A 17,174-nucleotide genomic window follows, 5' to 3' on the forward strand; every position below is an offset into this window, starting at 1 on the left:
CGGCGCGCTGACCGATGCCATCAGTCGAAGCCCCGGGGCGAGTGCCCCGGGGCTTCGGCGTACCCACGGTCACTCGCCCGCCACCCCGCGAGGAGACCGCCATGCACGACCACCGCAGACTCGGCCGAGAGCTCGGCCTGTTCGACACCGACCCGCTGATCGGGGCGGGGCTGCCCTACTGGCTGCCCGACGGCGCGACCGTACGGCACGCCCTGGAGAGTTACGTCCACGAAGCCGAGCGGCGTGCGGGATACCGGCACGTGAACTCCCCCGTGCTCGGCAAACGCGAGCTGTACGAGATCTCCGGGCACTGGGACCACTACCGCGACGACATGTTCCCGCCCATGGACCTGGGCGGCGAGCAGGTCGTGCTGCGGCCGAGCCTGTGTCCGCACCACGCGCTCATCTACCGCTCCCGTGCCCGCAGTTACCGTGAACTGCCGCTGCGCATGGCCGAACTCGGCGGCATGTACCGCTCGGAGCTGTCGGGGGTGCTCGGCGGGCTGACCCGCGTCCGCGCGATCCAGCTCAACGACGCGCACATCTTCTGCACCCTCGGCCAGGTCGCCGACGAGGCGCGCGGGGCGCTGGAGATGATCCGCCGGGCGTACGCGGCGCTGGGCATCACCCCGGCCCGCTACCGGCTCTCCCTGCCCGGTCCCGGCGGCAAGTACGTGGCGGCGCCGGAATTGTGGCGCAGGTCGACCGAGCTGCTCGAAGAGGTGCTGGACGGCTCGGGCCTGCCGTACGAGGCGGCGGAGGGTGAAGCCGCGTTCTACGGGCCAAAGATCGACGTGCAGGTCGCCGACGGCGCCGGTCGCGAGTCGACCCTGTCCACCGTCCAGGTCGACTTCCACCAGCCCGACCGCTTCGACCTGCACTACGTCGGCGCGGACGGCGCCAGGCACCGCCCCGTGATGGTCCACCGCAGCGTCATCGGCAGTGTGGAGCGGGCGGTGGCGCACCTCGTGGAGCAGCACGGCGGCGCCTTCCCCGCCTGGCTGGCGCCCACCCAGATCGCGGTCCTGCCGGTGTCCGAGGCCGAAGTACCGGTCGCCGAGGCGTTCGCCGGGCGGGCCGTCGACCTGGGGCTGCGCGCCGAGGTCGCCGGGCCGGAGCGCGGCACCCTGGGCGCGCGGGTCCGGGATGCCCGCCTGGTCCCGTACCAGGCCGTCATCGGCGCCGAGGAGGCCGTCGACGGTCAGGTGGCGGTGCGGCTGCGCGACGGCCGGCGGCTCGCGCCGCTCCCCGCCGAGGACATGCTGGCCCGCGTCCGGGCGCTGACCTCCGCGTACGGGACCGGCCTGTGGGACGGGGACACCGGCGCATAGCGGTCCACGGATCACGGGTCGCAGAGGCGGTCCATCAGGCGTCCGGCCAGGCGCAGCACCTCGCGTTCGGTCTCGCTCAGCCCGGCGAGCGCCGACGCGAGCCACGCGTCGCGTTCGGCCACGTCCGCCAGGAGCGCGGCGTGGCCGGCCGGCGTCAGGGCGAGGAGTGCTTGGCGGCGGTCGTGTTCGGCGGGGGCGCGGGTGATCAGGCCGTCGCGTTCGAGCTCGGTGAACACCCTTGTCAGGGACTGCGGTTGCTGCCGGTCGGCGCCGGCCACCGCGCCGGGTGTGGCGGGGCCGTGGCGGTAGAGGTGGCCGAGTACGCCCACCTTGTTGGCGCTGAGGGCGCCGGGGGAACGTTCGGCGCGGAGCCGGCGGGAGAGCCGGGTGGCGCCGCGGCGGATCTCGGCCGCCGCCCCCAGGAAGGGCTGGGGTTCCTCGCTCCGCCCGGGCTCCCCGGCTGCTTCCGTTGTCACATTCCTACGCTATCACTTGCTACTGTCGACCAGGATTCAGCCTTCAAGTGGAAAAGCGGTCAGCGAATGCGAAGTATTTTTCGCGGTATACCCGACGCCGCGGTCACCTCCGCCGCCCTGCTGCTCGCGTTCGGCTGCGCCGTCCTGCTCAAGGACTCCGGGCTCGACGACAGCATCGTGGTGCTGACGGTCGCCCTCACGCTCACGCTGGCCCGCGTCCAGCGGGGGGCCTCACCGCGGCGCCGGTTGCTGGGGCTCGCGGTGCTGCCGGTCGTGGCCGTGGCGACGTCGGGGGTTGGCTGGCTGCTGTTCCACCACCTCGCCGTCGGCGGCACGCTCTTCGCGCTCGGGGTGGGCGCGGCGGTCTGGGTCCGGCGCTTCGGGCCCGTCGCCGCGGCGGCCGGGACGCTCGCGACCCTGCCCTTCGTCGCCGTCCTCATCACACCGGTGCCACCGGGCTCCGGCGGTGCGCGGTTGCTGTGGGCGGCCGTCGCCGCGCTGATCGCGTTCCTCAGCGTGGCCGTGTGCCAACTCGCCGCCGCCCGGGCCGGGATCGGCCGGTCCGCTCCCCCGGTCGCGCCCGTCCCGCGGCCGCCGCGTGCCGCGGGCGGGTGGGCCGTCAGCGACCGCATGGCCTGCCAGATGGCCGTGGCACTGGGAGCCGCGTTCCTCCTCGGCAGGCTCGCGTTCCCGGACCACTGGAGCTGGACCGTGCTCACCGCGTTCATCGTGTCCAGCGGCAACCGCGGCCGCGGTGACGTCGTGCACAAGAGCGTGCTGCGGATCGGCGGCGCGGCCGCGGGCGTCGTGGCCGCGACCCTGCTCGCGGGGGTGTTCCCGCCGGGCGACACCTCCTCGGTCGCGGTGATCCTCGCGGTGCTGGCGGTGGCGTCGTGGCTGCGCGGCCTCAGCTACGCGTACTGGGCTGCGGCGATGACCGCCGTGCTCTCGCTGCTGTACGGCTACTACGGCCTGAGCGGCACCGACGTGCTGCTCACCCGGATCGAGGCCGTCGCCGTCGGCGCGCTGGCGGGCGTCGGCGCCGCCTGGTTCGTCCTTCCCGTCCGGTCGGGCGACGTGGCCCGGCGGCGCACCGCCGACGCGCTGGCCGCCCTGACCGACATGCTGTCCGCGTTCCGGGGCCAGGACGCCGGGCAACTCGTCGCGGCACGCGCCCGGTTCGACGACAGCCTCGTGCGTCTCGGCGAGATCGCCGCTCCCTTCCGGGCCCACCGGGGGCTCGTCCGGCTGCTGCGCCGCACGGCCCCTCATCCGGCCGACGCCATCGACGCGCTGATCGGCTGCGCCGGGCCTGTCGGCGACCTCGCCGCGCTCCCCGGCCCGCCCGGGCCGGACCTCGCCGCCCGCGCCAAGGCCCTGACCGCCAATGTCGTCGCCGCCCGCCGCGCCCTCGGGCGCCGGCCGGGACCGCCCCGGCACCCTCTGCCCACCGCTCCGGACGGGGCACCGGCTCACGCGGCCCTGGACCGCGTCGACGCGGCCCTGCGGTGCCTCACCGCCGTGCACGGCGATCCGCCCCCGGCGGAGGCCGGGCCCCGCGACGGCGGTGACCAGACGGCCCGTCAGGACACCGGCACCCGGTCTCAGCCCGTGGGGCGGGGCTCCTCGTAGGGGATGCGGTTGAGGTGGAGGACCTCGCCGAGGGTCCCCCACTCGTCAGCGCCGAGCTTGGTGAGCGGGCGCAGCAGCGGCGCGCTCGGACGGCCGTCGGCGAGGACGTCCTCGTCGGCGACGGCGTGGAGCACGCGCCCGAAGACGAGGGTGGAATTGCCCATGCGCACGGTGGTGTGCGAGCGGCACTCCAGGGCGACCGGCGAGGCGGCCACCCGCGCCGGGCGCACGCGCAGGCTGGGTTCGCGCTCGATGCCCGCGTAGTCGAACTCGCTGACGGTGCGCGGGAAGTCGGTCGCCGTCCGGTTGACGAGGCGCAGCAGCGCCTCGGAGGCGAAGTTGACCACGAACTCGCCGGTGTCCTCGACATTGCGCAGCGAGTCCTTCCGCCCGATCGAGGTGAACTGCACGATCGGCGGATCGGTGCTCGCGATGCTGAAGAAGGAGTGCGGCGCCAGGTTCCCCGTGAGCCCGTCCGGTGTGACGGTGGAGATCCACGCGATGGGCCGGGGGACGACGACGGAGGTCAGGAACCGGTAGAAGGCGCCACTGCTCATGGCCTCGGGATCGAAGTCGACGCGCATGGCCGCAGTATCGTCGGGCGTCCCGCGCCCGGCCGCGCTGCCGGGTCCCGGCGTGTCGGGAAGGTGATGATCCACAGCGGCCGCGGAGGCTACCACCCCCGGCACGACCTGCGCGAGTGCCGTCGTGAACCACTCCACGGATTGATCAAGTTCCCTTAAGCTGCGCGTCATGCACACGACCCTGACGGAGCACGCCCGGTGCTTGTACGGAGACGAGTACCGGCCCACGCGCGACTGCGTGCTCGACCACCAGGAGCAGCACTTCGTCGGCGAACTGACCTTCGCCGACGCCGACTCGATCGTCGCGATGCTGCACGACCTCAGTCCGCACGTCGTCGACGGACTGCTGCCGGTGTGGATCCGCAACCTCGCCTACCGGCTCGCCCTCCTCCAGCGCCCCCACGACGCGGCGCTGCTGCGGGAGGCGGCCGACAGCCTCTACCTCCACGGGCCGGCCTGGGACGACATCGCCGCCGACCTGCGGCGCCGGGCCGACGAGGTGGACCGGCAGCCGGCGGGACCGCAGGCGTACTGACGGGGCGGCGCCGACCCCACGCCGACCCCCGGGGCCCGCCAGGCCCTCACCCGCCCGGCGCAGCCACCGCCCGGCGATCGGGCGAAACCCCGGGCGGGTCCGGTTGCCGGAGGCACGGGCATGGAACGTGACCCGGCACACCGACCCCGGACAACCGCCCAGGAGCAGCGCCATGACCAGGATCGCCGTCATTCTCGGCAGCACGCGGCCCGGCCGCAACGGCGCCGCCGTGGCGGAGTGGGTGTACGACAACGCCGCGGCGCGCAACGACGCCGAGTACGAGCTGGTGGACGTCGAGGACCTCGGGCTGCCGCTGCTGGACGAGCAGGTGCCGCCGTCGATGGGCCACTACAGCCGCCCGCACACGCAGGCGTGGGCGGAGCGGGTCGCGTCGTTCGACGGGTTCGTCTTCGTGACCGCCGAGTACAACCACTCGATCCCCGGCGCGCTGAAGAACGCCATCGACTTCCTGTACGCGGAGTGGAACAACAAGGCGGCGGGGTTCGTGGCCTACGGCAGCGCGGGGGGTACGCGGGCGGTGGAGCACCTGCGGCTGGTGATGGCGGAGGTGCAGGTGGCGACGGTGCGTGGCCAGGTGGCGCTGTCGCTGTTCCACGACTTCGTCGACATGAGCCGCTTCGAGCCGGGCCCGCGCCGGGCCCAGGAGCTCGCTGTCGTCCTGGACCAGGTCGTCGCCTGGAGCAAGGCGCTCGCGCCGCTGCGCCAGGTCTCCGCCGGCTGACCCGTCCCTCGGCGGACACCGAACGGCGCCCGCCCGCCGGGTGACCGGCGGGCGGGCGGGTCCGGGCTCAGCCGGAGCAGGCGGTGCGCTGGGCCTCCTGCCACTCGCAGCGCGGGCAGAGCGGGGTGCCCGGGATCTGCGCCTTGTACTCCGTGGGCTCCCGGCACAGGGTGCACTCGGCGACCGGCTCCCCGGGGGCCGCCGTCCAGTCGACGGAGGCCAGTGCCGGGACCGGGACGTCGCAGTACGGTTCACTGCTCATGTCGTTGCCTTTCGCGAGGACGGCCGGGGACCCGCGGAAGGGTCCCGTGACTCAGACGGTACCCAGTGCCTCGCGCAGGACGGTCTGGGCCTGGGTGATGGCGGCCTGGGCGGCGTGGGTGCCGCGCAGGGCGTTGACCATGACGAAGTCGTGGATGATGCCCTGGTAGCGGACGGCGGTGACGGGGACGCCGGCCTCGCGGAGCTTGTTGGCGTAGGCCTCGCCCTCGTCGCGCAGGACGTCGGCCTCGCCGGTGATGACCAGCGCCGGGGGCAGCCCGGTGAGCTGCTCGGTCGTGGCGCGCAGCGGGGAGGCGGTGATCTCGGCGCGCTGGGCGGGGTCGGTGGTGTACTGGTCCCAGAACCACTGCATGCCGTCGCGGCGCAGGAAGTAGCCCTCGGCGAACTGGTGGTAGGACGGGGTGTCGAAGTTCGCGTCGGTGACCGGGTAGAACAGCACCTGCTGCACCAGGGGCAGGCCGCCGCGTTCCTTGGCCATCAGGGTCAGGGCGGCGGTCATGTTGCCGCCGACGGAGTCCCCGGCGACGGCGATGCGGGTGGCGTCGAGGTCCTTGGCGGCGCCGTCGGTGACGATCCAGCGGGCGACGGTCCAGTTCTGCTCGATGGCCACGGGGTAGCGGGCCTCGGGGGACAGGTCGTACTCGGGGAAGACGACGGCGGCCCGGGCGCCGGTGGCCAGTTCGCGGACCAGGCGGTCGTGGGTGTGGGCGTTGCCGAAGACCCAGCCGGCGCCGTGGATGTAGAGGATCACCGGCAGGGTGCCCTCGACGCCGGCGGGACGGACGATCCGGGCGCGGACGCTGCCGGTCGGGCCGCCCTCGACGGTGATCCACTCCTCGTCGACCTCGGGCTTGGCGATATCACCGGACTGGACCTCGTCCACGGCCTTGCGGCCCTCGGCCGGGGCCAGGTCGAACAGGAACGGCGGCTTCGCCGTCGCCGCCGCGAAATCCGCCGCGGCGGGCTCCAGGACAGGGGCGGTGGGCACGTGCTCGGACATGGCCGACTCCTTCGAGAGCGGTGACCGGACCGTTGCGGCCGGTTCACGAGGAGAAACATAGCCCACGATTGACTTGTGCACAAGTTAACTGCAGTGCCTGCCCTGCGCGCTCGGACCAGCCGGCGGCCGTCAGGGACGCGAGGCCCCTGACGGCCGCCGAATCCTGCGCCGGCACACCGCCGACGCCCCACTCGTGCGTGATCGCGGGGTGACTCTCCCGCCCCGGAAGGGCGCCCCTACTCCAGGACGCCTTCGTGGAGTTGGGCGAACAGCTCGGTGTTGCGGCTGTAGTCGACGGGGACGTCGATGACCGTGACGCCGGGCTGGACCCGGGCCTCACGGGACAGCGACTCACCGAGGACCTTGCTGAACTGCTCGTCGGTGTGCACCCGGTAGCCGTGGGCGCCGAAGGCGGCGGCGTAGTGGGAGATGTCGTAGTCGCCGAGCCGCACCCCGGAGGTCCTGCCGTACTTCAGCTCCTCCTGGAAGCCCACCATGTCGTAGCTGTTGTCGCGCAGGATCACATGGGTGAAGTGCAGGCCGAGGCGTGTGGCGGTCTCCAGCTCCTGGGCGCTGAACAGGAATCCGCCGTCGCCGGAGACGGACACGACCTGTTTGCCGGGGCGCACCATGCAGGTCGCCATCGCCCACGGCAGGGCCACCCCGAGCGTCTGCTGGCCGTTGGAGAACAGCAGGTGACGGGGCTCCCAGGCACGGAAGTGGCGGGCCATGTAGATGTAGTGCGAGCCGATGTCGCAGGTGACGGTGGCGTCGTCGTCCACCATGTCGCGCAGCGTCAGCAGCACCGACACCGGGTTCAGGCCGCTCCCGTTGTGTCCGGCCATGCGCGCCGCCTCGTCGATGCCGGCCAGCGCGCGTCGCTGTTCGGCCAGTTCGCCGAGCACCTCCTCGCCGAGCCGCAGCCCGGACAGCCGGCCCGCCAGTTCACGGAGGGTGGCGGCCACGTCGCCGCGCACCTCCACGGCGGGCCGGTAGTGGGTGTCGACGTCAGCGGGAAGGGAGTCGATGTGCACCAGGGTGCGCGACGGATCGCTGTTCCACAGCCGGGGGTCGTACTCGACGGCGTCGAAGCCGACGGTCACCAGCACGTCGGCGTGGGAGATCAGGATGTCGCCGGGCTGGTTGCGGAAGAGGCCGACACGCCCGGCGTAGTGGTCCTCCAGCTCCCGCGGCACCACGCCCGCCGCCTGGAAGGTCTCCACCACCGGCAGGTCGGTCGCGGCGATCAGCTCCCGCAGTGCCGCGCAGGCCTCGGGGTCCGCCCCGCGCAGCCCGACAAGCAGCACCGGGCGCTCCGCGCCGCGGATCATGCGTGCCGCCTGCTCGACGGCGGCGGACGGCGCGGCCCCCTGGGCCGGTGCGCGCACCGGCTCGGTGATGCGGGCACCGGTGGGCGCGGCGAGCACGTCGGACGGCAGCACGACGGCCGCGGCTCCGCGGGGCTCGGTCACCGCGGCACGCAGGGCATTGGCGACGGCCTCCGCGACGTTGTCCGGGTCGTCCACCTCGCCGGTGTACTTGGTGAAGGGTTTCAGGGCCGCGGCGGCGTCCATGGACTGGTGGCTGCGCTTGAGACGGTCGGCGCGGGGCACCGCGCCGCACAGCGCGACCACCGGGTCCTGCTCGGTGTTGGCGGTGAGCAGCCCGGTCGCGCTGTTGGACGTGCCAGGGCCGGAGGTCACCACGATCGCCCCCGGCACGCCCGTCAGCCGGCCGACCGCCGCGGCCATGAAGGCCGCGTTCTGCTCGTGCCGGCACACCACCAGCTGGGGGCCGCCGTCCACCAGCGCGTCGTAGATCGCGTCGATCTTGGCGCCGGGCACGCCGAAGACATGGGTGACGCCGTACGCCGAGAGCACCTCGACCGCGCTTTGGGCGGCGCGTACGTCGGATGCGGTCATCGGAAACCCCTTTCGCCGTGGGTTCGGTGGGGAACATGAGGCGCGGCCCGCGCCGGCGGTCAGCCGCCCTCGGCCTGCCGGATCCGGTCGGACAGTCCGGAGGGGTTGAGGTCGGACGAGAGGAACTGCTCCGTCGTCGGCAGGCTGAGGTGGAGCTCCGATCGCTCACCGAGGGCGATCGTCCCCTGGTCCAACCGGAAGTCCAGGCAGTGGCCGCCGCGGGTGTGCGCGTCGTCCAGGAAGTGCAGGTGGTAGCCGGCCACCGAGATGCCCTGCTCGTACTCGGGGGTGCGATAACCGGCCAGGGTCCCCCGCAGGCCGGTGAAGGCGGTCTCGGCCTGCCCTTCCGCGGCCTGCGTGAGCGGTGGGTAGGGCGGCTCCTGCCGGCGCACGGTACGGGTGCGGACCTCGCCGAAGAGCCCGGTGATCCGGATCGCGTAGATCAGGTTCGGGCTGCGCGCGGTGCGGTCGACGAGCGCGGTCACCTCGGCACGGGTCAGGGGCGCGGCCACCTCCTCGGTGGTGTCGGCCCCGAACCAGGTCAGGGCCGCGAACGGGGAGAGTTCGCCGTCCCCGGCCACTTCCACGCGGCCGCCGGCGCGCAGGTGGTAGCAGACACCGTCCAGGACGAGCATCTCGCCGTCCAGGTGGTTGAAGGTACCCAGGCCGAAGTCGCCGTGGCGGAGCAGTTCCGCCACCGACACGTCACCGTCGTACACGCCGTCGATCAGCGCACCCATGGTGGAGCTCTGGTACACCTCCCGCGCGTGCTCGGGGTCGTGCCCGGCGCCGCGGCCGCCGTGCCGGTGGGCCAGGACGGTGCGGACGAACCTGCGGAAGCGGTCCTGTGCGTTCTCCACGGCAGCCATCGCTCGTCCTCCGTCGCGCCTGGCGGGCCCTCTACACATGCTCTCGCCGTGGTCGGGGCTCGCAACCGGAGTGGCCGCCCGCGGCCCGCCCCCCGGTGGCCCCGCGTCCTCCTGGGCTTCCCTTCCCGGCCTCCCCGCGGTGGCCCGATCCGGGCATGGCGGGACAACCGGGAACACCGCCCGCATCCACCCGGAGGCGCCGCTGACCTGGAAGGTTGCGGTGACGATGTGAAGATGTGCAACTGCCCGAACCGCGTGGTTATTTAATGATCCACTGCTGCTAGGGTGAGCGGGTTTCCAGAAGGCTGATGGCGCGTCATGCGCGCGGGGGACAGTCTCCAGGGCCCCATCGCGGAGGAGCGGCTCTTGGCTCGGCTTGACGGCACACGCCCTGTCGCGGTGTTCGCCATCGGCCCGACGCCGCGGCCCGGATCGTCGCTTCCGTCGTGATGCGACTTGAAGAGAGCCTCATGACATCGATTTGGGATGATCCACTTCTGTGGATCTCGATAGTTGTATTTTGTGCCGCTGTCCTGATCATCCTGCGTGCGCGCAGGACCAACATGATCCTGCGCGGCAACAACGCCCGGCTCCAGGGTGAGCGCAACGCGCTGCAGCAGGAGCGGGACCACGTCCGCGCGGCCCATGCCGAGCAGCGGGAACAGCACGCCGCCGAAGTGGCGGAGGTGCGCAAGGACGCGGAGGAGGACACCAAGACCGTTCTGAAGTCGGCGATGCGCACACTCCAGGTGCTCGCCGACGAGCAGCAGGTCGTCATCGACCGGGTGCAGAAGAAGTACGGCGACGACCCCCAGATCCTCGCCGACCTGATGGCGATCGACCACGCCAACAGCCAGTTCGGCCGCCGTGCCCAGGGCATCGCCGTGCTCTGCGGCGGCTGGCTCGGCCGCCGTGAGGCCGTCGCCTCGGTGTACGACGTGGCGCGCAGCGCCCAGGGCCGCATCCGGCGGTTCGACCGGGTGCAGATCCACGCGCAGGTGCACTTCACGGTCGCCAGCCGGGCCGTCGAGCCGGTGGCGGTGGTGCTCGCCGAGCTGCTGGCCAACGCCACCAACTACAGTGCGCCCGACACCCCGGTCGAGATCAACATCCGCTCCGTGCCCAAGGGCGTCTGCGTCATCGTCGACGACGCCGGCCTCGGCATGAGCCAGGAGGAGAAGGACCGCGCCGCGGCCCTGCTCTCTCCGTCCGCACCGGTGGGGATCACCACGCTCGGCAACCCCCCGAAGTTCGGTTTCGCCGTCGCGGGCATGCTCGCGGCCCGCTACGGGTTCGAGGTGTCCGTCGACTCCGTCTCCCCGTACGGCGGCGTGCGGGCGGTAATCCTTCTGCCGGAGGACCTTCTGAGCAACGAAGTCCCTGCACCGCAGCCCGAGGCCGTTCACGACCGCGCGCACGCCCACCCGCACGACAACGCGGAGCCGGCGCCCCCCAAGCGCCTGGCGCCCGTGAGCGCTCCCGTCGCCATGGCGGCCACGGGCACCACGGCGGGCGGCCTGCCCAAGCGCCGTCGCCAGCGGGTGACGGTGCTGCCGCAGCCCGCGGCCTCCGACGCCGAAGGCACGGCCGCACCGGTGGGCGAGCCGTCCAGCGGCACGCGGGCCTCGCGCATCGGGGCGTTCCAGCGCGGCACCCTGTCCGGTCGGGACACGACGAACACGGAAGGACTCCAGGACCAATGAACCCCGATCTGTCGTGGGTGCTGAACGACGTACTCCAGGTGCGCGGCGCCCGGCACGCGATCCTCGTCTCGGCAGACGGTCTGCTGCTGGAGAAGTCCAGCGAGATCGGCCGTGACGACGCGGAGACCAACGCGGCGGCGATGAGTTCGATGCAGTCGCTGTCCCGGGCCGTCGCCCCGTTCACCGGTGGCGGCGGCAGTCCGTGGCGGCAGACGCTGCTGGAGTACGAGCACGGCTGGATCTTCCTGATCGCCGCGGGCGACGGCGCGTACCTCGCGGCCTCGGCGGCTCCGGACGTGGACATGGAGGCCATGAGCTTCCGGATGCAGCAGCAGGTCGGCGCGCTGGGCAAGGCGATGACCACGCCGCCCCGCCAGAACGCCGGTGCCGAGGCATGACGTCGTCCGGCAAGGAAGAACCGGTCTCGAGCGACTTCGTCCGCTCGTACGTCATCACCGGCGGCCGCCAACTCCCGGCCGCGGACAAGCTGTCCCTGCTCACCCTGGTCACCATCGCCCCCGACCGGGAGCTGCCCCTGGGGGCGGGTCCCGAGGTGCGCGCCATCTGGGAGCTGTGCTCCGGGGGGTATCTGTCGGTGGCCGAGGTCGCCGCCCACCTGGAACTCCCGGTGGGCGTCGCGAGGTTGCTGCTGACCGATTTAACCGAGCATGGGCACCTGCTGCGCCGTGAAGCCCCGCCCCCCGCCCAGGCCGTCGACAAGAGAATCCTCGAAGAGGTGTTGCATGGACTCCAAAGGCGCTTTGCCTGACAACGCATATGTGTCGGAGGGGGTGACCACCGCCGCGAAGATCCTCGTGGTGGGTCACTTCGCCGTGGGCAAGACGACGTTGATCGGCACGCTCTCGGAGATCGCCCCGCTGCGCACCGAAGAGAAGATGACGCAGGCGTCGCTCCACGTGGACGACCTGGCGGGCGCGCCGGACAAGCGGACCACCACGGTCGCGCTGGACTTCGGGCGTCTGACGCTGAGCGAGGAGCTGGTGCTCTACCTCTTCGGCACCCCCGGTCAGCAGCGCTTCATGCAGCTGTGGGAGGACATGTCCCGGGGCGCTCTCGGGGCACTGCTGCTGGTCGACCCCGCCCGGCTCGCCGAGTCGTTCCCCGTCATCGATCTCGTCGAGAAGTACGGCCTGGAGTACGCCATCGCCGTCAACAACTTCGACACCGAGCACCGCTACCAGGAGGACGAGATCAGGGAAGCGCTCGACCTCTTCCCGCACACCCCCGTCGTGTACTGCGACGCCCGTGACGAGGCCTCCTCGGCACAGGCGTTGATCTCCCTCGTCAAGCACCTGCTCACCCACGCCGCCTGACCGCCGGAGCTCTTCCCCGCCCGCCAGGGCGGGAGGACTCCGGCCCCCTCAAGGAACCCCCATGGAATCTGAGCACCCCACCCCCGTCCCCGGCGCCCCTTCCAGATGCCCGATGCACGGCCACGACTTCGCGGCCGACCCCGGGCGGATCTACGACCAGTTGCGCGAGTTCGGCCCCGCCGCGCCCGTGGAGCTGTCCCCCGGTGTCGACGCCACCTTGGTGACCGAGCACCACACCGCGCGCCGTGTCCTGCAGAACCCGACCCTGTTCGCGCGCGACTCGCGCCGCTGGAACGCGCTCAACGAGGGCCGCATAGCGCTGGACAACCCGGTCCTGCCGATGATGGCCTACCGGCCCAACTGCCTCTTCACCGACGGCACGGTGCACCTGCGACTGCGCAAGGCGGTCACCGAGAGCCTGGACCGGCTCAACGTCAGCCGGCTGTCCCGCGACGTGGAGCAGATAGCCGACTACCTGATCAGCCAGTTCAGCGAGCGCGGCCGCGCCGACCTGCTGAACGACTACGCCAAGCTGCTGCCGCTGCTGCTGTTCAACAAGCTCTTCGGCTGCCCCGCCGACATCGGCGACCGACTGACCACCTCGATGGCCGCCATCTTCGACGGCGAGGACGCCCTGCGGGCCAACGAGGAGCTCACCGCCTGCCTGATGGAGCTCATCGCCCTCAAGCGGCGCACGCCCGGCGACGACATCACCTCCTGGCTGATCGTGCACCCCGCGGGCCTGAACGACGAGGAGCTGAAGGACCAGCTCGTCATGCTCATGGGCGCCGGCGTGGAGCCCGAGCGCAACCTCATCGGCAACACCCTGCTCCTGCTGCTGTCCGAGGACTCCTCGGGCCGCCACTCGGGCATGCTGATCGAGGAGGCCATGGACGACGTGCTGTGGAACAACCCCCCGATCGCCAACTACGCCACGCACTTCCCGCTCCAGGACGTGGACCTCGACGGCGTGGAGGTGGCGGCCGGCACCCCGCTGGTCATCAGCTTCGCGGCCGCCAACAGCGACCCGGCGCTCACCGCGGAGCGCGAGACGCTGAGCAAGGGCGCCCACCTGGCCTGGGGCGCGGGACCGCACGCCTGCCCGGCGAAGTCCCCGGCCCAGCTGATCGCCCTGACGGCGGTGGAGAAGATCCTCAACACCCTCCACGACCTGACGCTGGCCGAGGACCCCGAGAAGCTGCAGTGGCGCCCGGGGCCCTTCCACCGGGCCCTGGTGACGCTGCCGGTGAGCTTCAGCCCCATTCCGGCCACCCGGTTCGCCGAGCCGCTGCCGCGCGCCCAGGTGCCGGCGGCGACCGGTCCCGCGGTGACGGAGGCACAGCCGACGCAAGGGGGCCGTCCGCAGGTGAAGAAGGGGTTCTGGAGCACCTTCCTGGACCTCTTCCGGGTCTGACGAGCGGCATGTGACAGGAGCAACACCCAAGGACCGCATGGCCGCTGGAGAGGGAGGGGTAGGTTCCGCCGGTCCGGACGCCCAGCCTGAGGAGCTCTGCGTGACCGCAGTCGGTGACATAAGTGGCACAGTCATTGACCGTCGAGCCGTCATATCCGTCCTTCGGCGCCTTCGCACCGCACAGGGGCAGGCCGATCCCTTCCCCCTCTACGAGGAACTGCAGTCCATGGGTGATGTCGTGCCCGCCCCCTGGGGCGGGTACTTCATCACCGGATACGACACCTGTGACCAGGTCCTGCGCGGCAGGAACTGGATCGTCCCCGACTTCGCCTGGCAGGAGCGGCAGCGGGACACCGAACGGTGGCACGCCCCGGCCACGCAGGAGATGAGCCGGACGCTGTCCCGGCTGAACGCGCCCGCCCACACCTGCCAGCGCCGCAGCCTCGGCAATCCCTTCGACCGCAATACCGTCGCCGCCATGGAGCCGGAGGTCGAGGGGCATGTCGCCCGGCTCCTCGACACACTGGAGGACCGGCTGCTCGCCGACGGCGTCGCCGATTTCGTCGGCACCGTCAGCGAGCAGTTGCCGGTCGTCACGGTCGGCCGCTGGCTGGACATCCCGGCCACGGACCACGCCCGTATCCTCGATTTCACGCACCGTCAGGTGCATGCGCAGGAACTGCTGCCCACCAAGTCGGAGTTGGCCATCTCGGAAGAGGCCACGGCCGACATGCGGGCCTTCTTCACCGACCTGGTGGCCGGCCGCCGCGCCCGGCCTGGCAACGATGTCCTGTCCGGCTGGATTCGTCACTGGGACGAGCAACTGCCGGGCGATCGCGAGGCCGCCGACCGGATGATCTACCAGTTGGTCATGTTCCTCACGATCGCCTCCCTGGAGACCACGGCCACCTTGCTGTCGGTCGCCGTGTGGCTGCTGCTGGACGAGCCGGCTCGCTGGGAGTGGCTGCGACGGCACCCCGAGCACGTCGACGACGCCATCGAGGAGGCCCTGCGCTACGACCCGCCCATCCACCTCAACAGCCGTGTCGCCGCCGACGACACGGTCCTCGCGGGTGTCCCGATCGCCAAGGACACGATGGTGCACGTGATGTACGGGGCGGCCAACCACGACCCGCGGCGGAACGCCGATCCGCACGCCTACGACATCCTGCGCAAGGGCACGCATCTCACCTTCGGCGGCGGCGCCCACTACTGCCTGGGGGCCGCGCTGGCACGACTTGAGGCCCGTACGTTGCTGACCGCTTTGCTGAAACGATTCCCCGCACTCCGCCTCGCCTCCGCGCCCACCTACGCGCCCCGCATGGTCTTCCGCCGTGTGACCTCGATGAAAGTGACCGCATGAACGCCCCGCAGTCCCTCCCCCACCCGGCCGGCGGCGCGCCCCGGCCCCTCACCACGCTCAGGACCGGCCGGCGGGGCCCGGTCCTGGACATCGAGCTGCACGACCCCGGCCAGGGCAACGCCGTCACCGAGACCATGCTGGACGAGCTGCTCGCGGTCCTCACCACCGCGGAACCGGGGGTGCGGGTCATCGTGCTGTCCGGCGCCGGCGACGACTTCTGCCTGGGCGGCGACCGTACCGAGTACGCCGGCTTCCTCGACCACGACCCCACCGGCGGCGGCATCCGCGCGTCGGCCACCAAGGGCCGCCTCGTCTGCGAGGCACTCAGCGGCAACTCCGCGGTCACCATCGCCAAGGTCCACGGCAAGGCCATCGGCGCGGGGCTCGGCCTGGCCCTCGCCTGCGACCTGCGCGTGGGCTCCGACACCGCTTCCTTCCGCCTCCCCGAACTCGCCCTCGGCCTCCCCACCGCCTGGGGCGGCCTCCTCCCCCGGCTCCTGAACGAGGTCGGCGCCGCGCGCGTGCGCGAACTCGTCCTCACCGGAAGGTCCTTCGACGCCCACGAGGCGCTGTCCCTGTCCGTCCTGCAGAAGGTCGTCCCCGAGAACCGGCTCGACGACGCCGTCGCCGCGTGGGCGCGGCCCGTCGTCCGGCGCCCCGAGGGCGCGCTGCGCGTGACCAAGACCCTGCTCAACTCCTACACGGCCCCGACCCGCCTCGCCGACGCCTCGGCCCTGGACGCGGAGCTCATGGCCGCCGTCCTGGCCGTCACGCACTACGCGCGCAACGAAGGCACGGTCCACCACATGTAAGTCCGGGGCCCGCCGCGCCGGCGGGCCCGCTGCCGGCGGCACCGCGACGCGCACGCCCGGCCCGGCCCCCGCCGGGCGGCGCGTCACGGTACCGCCGATATTCATGTGCGGGGCACGGCCGGTCCACGGCGCGCCACGCGATACTCCTGCACCGCACCCGTGTCCTGGCATCCTGCTGGACGTCGCGACCCGCGCCGCGCGCCGTGGGGTTCCGCCCGGAGCCGCCCGGATTCCCACCGAACCGAAGGACTCGCCCATGCCCGCGGTCACGCCCGAGCCGCACCAGACCACCGCGCTGATCGTCAACCGGCGCGGCCAGTACCTGCTCCACCTGCGGGACGCCAACAAGCCGATCAGCGACCCCGGCACCTGGTCGCTGCCCGGCGGCGCCAGGGAGGGCGACGAGACGCCGGAGGAGGCGATCGCGCGGGAGCTGCTGGAGGAGACGGGCCTCACCATCGACGGCCTCACCCGGTTCGGGGTCGTCGAGCGCCCCGGCCCCGACGGCCGCCCCCGGCCGCACGTCCAGATCTTCCTGGGGCAGTGGGACGGCGACCCCTCCCGCCTGGAGGTGGGCGAAGGCATCATGTTCGCGTTCTTCGACGTCGCCACGATGGCCCATCTGACGATGGCGCCGTGGGCGGCCCGGGTGATCGAGCGCCACCAGGCCGCCGGGGCCGCCGTGCCGCCGCCCGGCGGGGCGCCGGCCGGCCGGGGCGTTCCGAACGTCGTCGGCGCCCACCTGTACCTCGAACGCGACGGCCAGGTCCTGCTCGGCCTGCGCCACCCGGACTCGGCCTTCGCGCCGCTGCAGTACCACTTCCTGGCAGGCCACTGCGAGCAGGAGTCCGCCGTCGCGTGCCTGGTGCGCGAGGCCCGCGAGGAGGCGGGCCTGGTGATCGAGCCCGGGGACGTGGAGTTCGTCCACGCCGTGCACATGCTCTGGGCCCCCGGCACCCGGCCGCGCCTGCAACTGGTCTTCCGCGCCCGGCAGTGGAAGGGCGAGCCGCAACTCCTCGAACCCGACAAGTGCGTCAGCTGGGACTGGTGGCCCGTGGACCGCCTTCCGGAGCGCACCGTCGCCTACACCCGCGCCGCCGTCGACGCCGTCCGGCGCGGCCGGCCCTACACCGAGATGGGCTGGTCGTGACGGGCGTCCGGGCCCGCGGCGGGCC

18 protein-coding genes are annotated in these 17,174 nt (G+C 72.3%); 12 read left to right on the forward strand and 6 right to left on the reverse strand.

What is annotated here, in order from left to right; translation table 11 throughout:
- Positions 1-14 precede the first annotated feature (14 nt).
- Positions 15-1,331, forward strand: a complete 1,317-nt coding sequence (gene thrS, locus ACIP9H_RS36660) for a threonine--tRNA ligase (RefSeq protein ID WP_401963331.1) — start codon at positions 15-17, stop codon at positions 1,329-1,331.
- 11 nt (positions 1,332-1,342) lie between these two features.
- On the opposite strand, the gene ACIP9H_RS36665 is transcribed toward thrS, so the two are convergent.
- Complete coding sequence (locus ACIP9H_RS36665) at positions 1,343-1,807, reverse strand: MarR family winged helix-turn-helix transcriptional regulator (RefSeq protein WP_401583662.1); 465 nt, start codon at positions 1,805-1,807, stop codon at positions 1,343-1,345.
- 66 nt (positions 1,808-1,873) lie between these two features.
- On the opposite strand from ACIP9H_RS36665, the gene ACIP9H_RS36670 reads away from it, so the two are divergent.
- Positions 1,874-3,439, forward strand: coding sequence for an FUSC family protein (locus ACIP9H_RS36670; protein WP_401963333.1), 1,566 nt, complete (start codon positions 1,874-1,876; stop codon positions 3,437-3,439).
- Here the strand turns inward: ACIP9H_RS36670 and ACIP9H_RS36675 are convergent.
- On the reverse strand, positions 3,412-4,023 hold the full coding sequence (locus tag ACIP9H_RS36675; RefSeq protein ID WP_401583665.1) for a flavin reductase family protein: 612 nt from the start codon (positions 4,021-4,023) through the stop codon (positions 3,412-3,414). The genes ACIP9H_RS36670 and ACIP9H_RS36675 overlap by 28 nt on opposite strands.
- 169 nt (positions 4,024-4,192) lie before the next feature.
- Here ACIP9H_RS36675 and ACIP9H_RS36680 point away from each other — a divergent pair, with 169 nt between their 5' ends.
- Entirely contained in the window at positions 4,193-4,558 is a 366-nt protein-coding gene (locus ACIP9H_RS36680; RefSeq protein ID WP_401583666.1) for a hypothetical protein, read from the forward strand.
- A gap of 172 nt (positions 4,559-4,730) precedes the next feature.
- Positions 4,731-5,300: an NADPH-dependent FMN reductase gene (locus ACIP9H_RS36685; protein WP_401583667.1), complete on the forward strand. Its 570-nt coding sequence runs from the start codon at positions 4,731-4,733 to the stop codon at positions 5,298-5,300.
- A gap of 67 nt (positions 5,301-5,367) precedes the next feature.
- Here the strand turns inward: ACIP9H_RS36685 and ACIP9H_RS36690 are convergent, their stop codons facing one another.
- The 4 genes from ACIP9H_RS36690 to budA form a co-directional block, all read right to left on the reverse strand.
- Positions 5,368-5,562, reverse strand: a complete 195-nt coding sequence (locus ACIP9H_RS36690) for a hypothetical protein (RefSeq protein ID WP_401583669.1) — start codon at positions 5,560-5,562, stop codon at positions 5,368-5,370.
- 51 nt (positions 5,563-5,613) lie between these two features.
- Positions 5,614-6,582: an alpha/beta hydrolase gene (locus tag ACIP9H_RS36695; RefSeq protein ID WP_401583670.1), complete on the reverse strand. Its 969-nt coding sequence runs from the start codon at positions 6,580-6,582 to the stop codon at positions 5,614-5,616.
- 236 nt (positions 6,583-6,818) lie between these two features.
- Positions 6,819-8,504, reverse strand: a complete 1,686-nt coding sequence (gene alsS / locus ACIP9H_RS36700) for an acetolactate synthase AlsS (protein ID WP_401963336.1) — start codon at positions 8,502-8,504, stop codon at positions 6,819-6,821.
- A gap of 59 nt (positions 8,505-8,563) precedes the next feature.
- Positions 8,564-9,373, reverse strand: coding sequence for an acetolactate decarboxylase (gene budA / locus ACIP9H_RS36705; protein WP_401583674.1), 810 nt, complete (start codon positions 9,371-9,373; stop codon positions 8,564-8,566).
- A 470-nt stretch (positions 9,374-9,843) separates the two neighbouring features.
- Here budA and ACIP9H_RS36710 point away from each other — a divergent pair, with 470 nt between their 5' ends.
- The 8 genes from ACIP9H_RS36710 (at position 9,844) to ACIP9H_RS36745 (ending at position 17,149) form a co-directional block, all read left to right on the forward strand.
- Complete coding sequence (locus tag ACIP9H_RS36710) at positions 9,844-11,076, forward strand: ATP-binding protein (RefSeq protein ID WP_401583675.1); 1,233 nt, start codon at positions 9,844-9,846, stop codon at positions 11,074-11,076.
- Positions 11,073-11,474: a roadblock/LC7 domain-containing protein gene (locus tag ACIP9H_RS36715; protein ID WP_360905182.1), complete on the forward strand. Its 402-nt coding sequence runs from the start codon at positions 11,073-11,075 to the stop codon at positions 11,472-11,474. Before ACIP9H_RS36710 ends, ACIP9H_RS36715 begins: the two co-directional genes overlap by 4 nt.
- Positions 11,471-11,845, forward strand: coding sequence for a DUF742 domain-containing protein (locus tag ACIP9H_RS36720; RefSeq protein WP_384293143.1), 375 nt, complete (start codon positions 11,471-11,473; stop codon positions 11,843-11,845). The genes ACIP9H_RS36715 and ACIP9H_RS36720 overlap by 4 nt, the downstream gene beginning before the upstream one ends.
- A complete protein-coding gene (locus tag ACIP9H_RS36725) occupies positions 11,820-12,410 on the forward strand; it encodes an ATP/GTP-binding protein (protein WP_360905178.1) in 591 nt (196 codons plus the stop codon). The genes ACIP9H_RS36720 and ACIP9H_RS36725 overlap by 26 nt, the downstream gene beginning before the upstream one ends.
- 112 nt (positions 12,411-12,522) lie before the next feature.
- Positions 12,523-13,824 (forward strand): cytochrome P450, encoded by a 1,302-nt coding sequence (locus tag ACIP9H_RS36730; protein WP_401963379.1) that lies wholly within the window; start codon positions 12,523-12,525, stop codon positions 13,822-13,824.
- A 100-nt stretch (positions 13,825-13,924) separates the two neighbouring features.
- On the forward strand, positions 13,925-15,187 hold the full coding sequence (locus tag ACIP9H_RS36735) for a cytochrome P450 (RefSeq protein ID WP_401583678.1): 1,263 nt from the start codon (positions 13,925-13,927) through the stop codon (positions 15,185-15,187).
- Positions 15,184-15,999 carry an enoyl-CoA hydratase/isomerase family protein gene (locus ACIP9H_RS36740; RefSeq protein ID WP_401963340.1) on the forward strand — a complete coding sequence of 272 codons (816 nt, stop codon included), beginning with the start codon at positions 15,184-15,186 and terminating at the stop codon, positions 15,997-15,999. The genes ACIP9H_RS36735 and ACIP9H_RS36740 overlap by 4 nt, the downstream gene beginning before the upstream one ends.
- 256 nt (positions 16,000-16,255) lie before the next feature.
- Positions 16,256-17,149: an NUDIX domain-containing protein gene (locus ACIP9H_RS36745; protein ID WP_401963341.1), complete on the forward strand. Its 894-nt coding sequence runs from the start codon at positions 16,256-16,258 to the stop codon at positions 17,147-17,149.
- Positions 17,150-17,174 lie beyond the last annotated feature (25 nt).

Source organism: Streptomyces sp. NPDC088732 (genome assembly GCF_044751205.1).
Taxonomy (GTDB): Bacteria; Actinomycetota; Actinomycetes; order Streptomycetales; family Streptomycetaceae; genus Actinacidiphila.

What these genes read in the sequence shown, in the direction of transcription:
- ACIP9H_RS36675 (WP_401583665.1), bottom strand. Translation starts at nt 4,023, where the DNA reads ATGCGCGTCGACTTCGATCCCGAGGCCATGAGCAGTGGCGCCTTCTAC.
- ACIP9H_RS36730 (WP_401963379.1), top strand. Translation starts at nt 12,523, where the DNA reads ATGCACGGCCACGACTTCGCGGCCGACCCCGGGCGGATCTACGACCAG.
- ACIP9H_RS36695 (WP_401583670.1), bottom strand. Translation starts at nt 6,582, where the DNA reads ATGTCCGAGCACGTGCCCACCGCCCCTGTCCTGGAGCCCGCCGCGGCG.
- alsS (WP_401963336.1), bottom strand. Translation starts at nt 8,504, where the DNA reads ATGACCGCATCCGACGTACGCGCCGCCCAAAGCGCGGTCGAGGTGCTC.
- ACIP9H_RS36715 (WP_360905182.1), top strand. Translation starts at nt 11,073, where the DNA reads ATGAACCCCGATCTGTCGTGGGTGCTGAACGACGTACTCCAGGTGCGC.
- ACIP9H_RS36685 (WP_401583667.1), top strand. Translation starts at nt 4,731, where the DNA reads ATGACCAGGATCGCCGTCATTCTCGGCAGCACGCGGCCCGGCCGCAAC.
- ACIP9H_RS36720 (WP_384293143.1), top strand. Translation starts at nt 11,471, where the DNA reads ATGACGTCGTCCGGCAAGGAAGAACCGGTCTCGAGCGACTTCGTCCGC.
- ACIP9H_RS36690 (WP_401583669.1), bottom strand. Translation starts at nt 5,562, where the DNA reads ATGAGCAGTGAACCGTACTGCGACGTCCCGGTCCCGGCACTGGCCTCC.
- thrS (WP_401963331.1), top strand. Translation starts at nt 15, where the DNA reads ATGCCATCAGTCGAAGCCCCGGGGCGAGTGCCCCGGGGCTTCGGCGTA.
- budA (WP_401583674.1), bottom strand. Translation starts at nt 9,373, where the DNA reads ATGGCTGCCGTGGAGAACGCACAGGACCGCTTCCGCAGGTTCGTCCGC.
- ACIP9H_RS36680 (WP_401583666.1), top strand. Translation starts at nt 4,193, where the DNA reads ATGCACACGACCCTGACGGAGCACGCCCGGTGCTTGTACGGAGACGAG.
- ACIP9H_RS36710 (WP_401583675.1), top strand. Translation starts at nt 9,844, where the DNA reads ATGACATCGATTTGGGATGATCCACTTCTGTGGATCTCGATAGTTGTA.
- ACIP9H_RS36670 (WP_401963333.1), top strand. Translation starts at nt 1,874, where the DNA reads ATGCGAAGTATTTTTCGCGGTATACCCGACGCCGCGGTCACCTCCGCC.
- ACIP9H_RS36725 (WP_360905178.1), top strand. Translation starts at nt 11,820, where the DNA reads ATGGACTCCAAAGGCGCTTTGCCTGACAACGCATATGTGTCGGAGGGG.
- ACIP9H_RS36745 (WP_401963341.1), top strand. Translation starts at nt 16,256, where the DNA reads ATGCCCGCGGTCACGCCCGAGCCGCACCAGACCACCGCGCTGATCGTC.
- ACIP9H_RS36740 (WP_401963340.1), top strand. Translation starts at nt 15,184, where the DNA reads ATGAACGCCCCGCAGTCCCTCCCCCACCCGGCCGGCGGCGCGCCCCGG.